This is a genomic window from Streptomyces sp. NPDC060198 (assembly GCF_042728415.1).
Taxonomy (GTDB): domain Bacteria; phylum Actinomycetota; class Actinomycetes; order Streptomycetales; family Streptomycetaceae; genus Streptomyces.
Genome location: NZ_JBHWZJ010000532.1, coordinates 1 through 3,714, shown reverse-complemented (window position 1 = coordinate 3,714; position 3,714 = coordinate 1). Strand labels below are relative to the sequence as shown.

Annotated in this window: 1 protein-coding gene and 1 pseudogene; both read right to left on the bottom strand. The window is 71.9% G+C overall.

The features are described from left to right. Window positions 1-167: 167 nt before the first annotated feature. Window positions 168-2,066, bottom strand: a pseudogene (locus tag ACFWEP_RS32930) (TIGR03960 family B12-binding radical SAM protein); the annotation flags it as partial. Between the two features lie 52 nt (window positions 2,067-2,118). Beyond that, window positions 2,119-3,651: a CHAD domain-containing protein gene (locus tag ACFWEP_RS32925; protein ID WP_387375714.1), complete on the bottom strand. Its 1,533-nt coding sequence runs from the start codon at window positions 3,649-3,651 to the stop codon at window positions 2,119-2,121. Between the last annotated feature and the right edge of the window lie 63 nt (window positions 3,652-3,714).

Below are 3,714 nucleotides of genomic sequence, written 5' to 3'. Positions count from 1 at the left end.
GGTCATCGAGGCCGGCCAGGCTGCCGGCCCCCGGATCAGCTCCCTGCTCGCCCAGATCGCGAAGTTGGTGTGAGATGACGAACCCCGAGCCCCTGGCCAACGAGGTCGACGACCCCGGGTACGAGGCCGGCGCCGGCCACGCGGCCTTCCTCGAGCAGGTCGAGGCCTGGATCGAGGCGGACCCCGAGCCCGCCGACCAGGTCGAGCTGCGGGCAGACGCCGCAGTCGAAGCAGGGGGTCCAGCGGCAGTCCTCGACCTCGGTCTCGTCGAGCGAGTCCTGCCAGTCCTCCCAGAGCCAGTCCTTGTCGAGGCCGGAGTCGAGGTGGTCCCAGGGCAGGACCTCCTCGTAGGTCCGCTCGCGGGTGGTGTACCAGTCGACGTCCAGACCGAAGCCGGGCAGCGTCTTGTCGGCGCAGGCCATCCAGCGGTCGTAGCTGAAGTGCTCGCGCCAGCCGTCGAAGCGGCCGCCGTCCTCGTACACGGCGCGGATGACGGAGCCGACGCGCCGGTCGCCGCGCGAGAGGAGGCCCTCGACGATGCCGGGCTTGCCGTCGTGGTAGCGGAATCCGATGGAGCGGCCGTACTTCTTGTCGCCCCGGATCTTGTCACGGAGCTTCTTGAGCCGCGCGTCGGTGTCCTCGGCGCTCAGCTGCGGCGCCCACTGGAACGGGGTGTGCGGCTTGGGAACGAACCCGCCGATGGAGACGGTGCAGCGGATGTCGTTCTGACCGGACACCTCGCGGCCCTTGGCGATCACGTTGACCGCCATGTCGCCGATCTGGAGGACGTCCTCGTCGGTCTCGGTGGGCAGGCCGCACATGAAGTACAGCTTCACCTGGCGCCAGCCGTTGCCGTACGCCGTGGAGACCGTACGGATCAGGTCCTCCTCCGAGACCATCTTGTTGATGACCTTGCGCATGCGCTCGGAACCGCCCTCGGGGGCGAAGGTGAGACCGGAACGGCGGCCGTTGCGGGTCAGCTCGTTGGCGAGGTCCACGTTGAACGCGTCGACGCGGGTGGACGGCAGGGAGAGGCCGACCTTGTCCTCGGTGTACCGGTCGGCGAGGCCCTTGGCGATCTCGCCGATCTCGGAGTGGTCCGCGGACGAGAGCGAGAGCAGGCCGACCTCCTCGAAGCCGGTCGCCTTCAGACCGCGGTCGACCATCTCGCCGATGCCGGTGATGCTTCGCTCCCGCACGGGGCGCGTGATCATGCCGGCCTGGCAGAAACGGCAGCCGCGGGTGCAGCCGCGGAAGATCTCGACGGACATCCGCTCGTGGACGGTCTCGGCGAGCGGGACCAGCGGCTGCTTCGGGTAGGGCCACTCGTCGAGGTCCATGACGGTGTGCTTGGACACACGCCACGGCACGCCCGACTTGTTGGGCACGACACGGGCGATGCGGCCGTCCGGGAGGTACTCGACGTCGTAGAAGCGCGGGACGTAGACGCCGCCGGTACGGGCGAGGCGGAACAGCACCTCGTCCCGGCCGCCGGGCCGGCCCTCGGCCTTCCAGGCGCGGACGATCTCGGTGATCTCCAGGACCGCCTGCTCGCCGTCGCCGATGACCGCGCAGTCGATGAAGTCGGCGATGGGCTCGGGGTTGAACGCGGCGTGGCCGCCCGCGAGCACGATCGGGTCGTCCATCGTGCGGTCCTTGGCCTCCAGCGGGATGCCCGCCAGGTCCAGGGCCGTGAGCATGTTGGTGTAGCCGAGCTCGGTGGAGAAGCTCAGCCCGAAGACGTCGAACGCGCCGACGGGCCGGTGGCTGTCCACCGTGAACTGCGGCACCTCGTGCTCGCGCATCAGCTCTTCGAGGTCCGGCCAGACGCTGTAGGTGCGCTCGGCGAGGACCCCTTCGCGCTCGTTGAGCACCTCGTAGAGGATCATGACGCCCTGGTTGGGCAGACCGACCTCGTAGGCGTCGGGGTACATGAGCGCCCAGCGGACGTCGCATTCGTCCCACGGCTTGACGGTGGAGTTCAGCTCACCGCCGACGTACTGGATGGGCTTCTGCACATGCGGGAGCAGAGCTTCGAGCTGTGGGAAGACCGACTCGGCAGACATCTCGCGAACCTTCGTGAGCTGGCAGGGGTGACCATCCAGCGTACCCCGCTGCTCAGCTCTTCGACGCCGCCCGCAACCGGGCCTCGGACGCCCGCGCCCACACGTGCGGCAGCCGGAGCTCCAGCCGGGCCGCCGACGCCTCCTCGCGGCCGTACAGAAGTCCCCAGGTGAAAGCGGACTCACCGGCTCCGTGGGCGTGCACGGCCAGAGCGCGCAGGGCCTCGCGGGCGATCACCCCGTCCTGGTGGTCGCCGAGCAGGCTCTGGACCGCCTTGACCCGCTTGGCGAGCCGCTTCGCGGGCTTGCCGAGGACGGGGCGGGCGGCCTCGCCCGCGTACCGGGTGCGCTTGGCCGCCTTACGGGCCTCGTGCATCGCGAGGTCCCGGCCGGGGCCGGGCGGCAGGTCCAGGGCGTGCTGGACGCGGGCGGTGAGCCGGTCGTGGTCCTTCAGCACCGCCCGGGTGAGGGTCCCGGCGGCGTCCTCGCCGGCCGCGGGCAACAGGGGCGGGTGGGCGAGCAGCGCGTCCAGGGCGCCGAGCAGCGCGAGGTACCGCTCCCCGTCGAGCACCGCCAGGACGCGGCGGCGGGCCCCGGCGCGTTCCACCGCTCCCCACCGCTCCAGCCGACCGCGCACGGGTCCCAGCAGCAGGGCGCTTTCCACCTCGTCGACGCGGTGGGACAGACGCGCCTCCAGCACCTCGTGGTCCCGGACGGTACCCAGCTCGGCGGCGAGCCACTTCAGCTCGGCCCCGACCGGGTCGGTGACGGTCCGTTCGAGCACCTTGCGGTACGTCTTGAAGGCGCTGCGCAGCCGCCGGGTGGCGACCCGCATCCGGTGCACCGCGTCGGGCAGGTCGCGGCGGACCGCCGGGTCGAGGGTGACGATCGTGCCGATCTGCCGGCGTAGGTGGGCGAGGACCTGCCCGCCCGCGGTGTCCCCGGGCTCCTCGTCCCCCGCTCCCTGCGCCGACCACTCCCCCGGTGCCGTCTCGGCGAGTGCGCGGGCCACCTTGGAGGCGGAGGCCGAGGGGCGTACGCCCGCCGCGGCGAGCCGCTCCTCCACGGCGTCCAGGTAGGCGGGGTCGCCGTCGTCGGCGAGCTCCACCTCGATCTCGGTCCACCCGACGGTGGCTCCGGCGCCGTCCTCGGTGAGCCGCTCGGCCAGGACGGTGTCGACGCTCAGCTCGGCGAGCAACCGGCCCTCGGCGTCGGCGAGGTGGTGGACGTCCCGTGAGGAGAGCAGCCGGACGACCGGGACCACGGGCCGGTCGCGGACCCGGGAGCGGATCAGCTCCGCGAGTGCGTCGGGCAGGGTGGCGGAGAGCGGCGCGCGGATCTCGTCGCGTACGCCGGGGGCGACGGGGAACTTCACGTGCCAGCCCGCGTCGTCGCCGCCGGTCCTGCGGCGCAGGGTCACGGAGCCGGCCGTCAGCCGGAAGTCCTCGGTGTCGTAGTAGACGGCGTCGAGTTCCACGACCCCGCGTGGTACGGACGCGGCCGTTCTGGCCACCCCGATGAGGTCGGGCAGCCCGATGCCGGGAGCCGCTTCGTACTTCCGCTCGATCTCGCGCTTCGCGTCGGCCATGGTTCCGAATCTAGTCCCGCCCCGGCCGGGACTCACGGGGGCGAACCGCTCCGGACGCGCCCC

Coding starts and splice junctions, on each gene's coding strand:
- ACFWEP_RS32925 (WP_387375714.1), bottom strand. CDS start 3,651: ATGGCCGACGCGAAGCGCGAGATCGAGCGGAAGTACGAAGCGGCTCCC.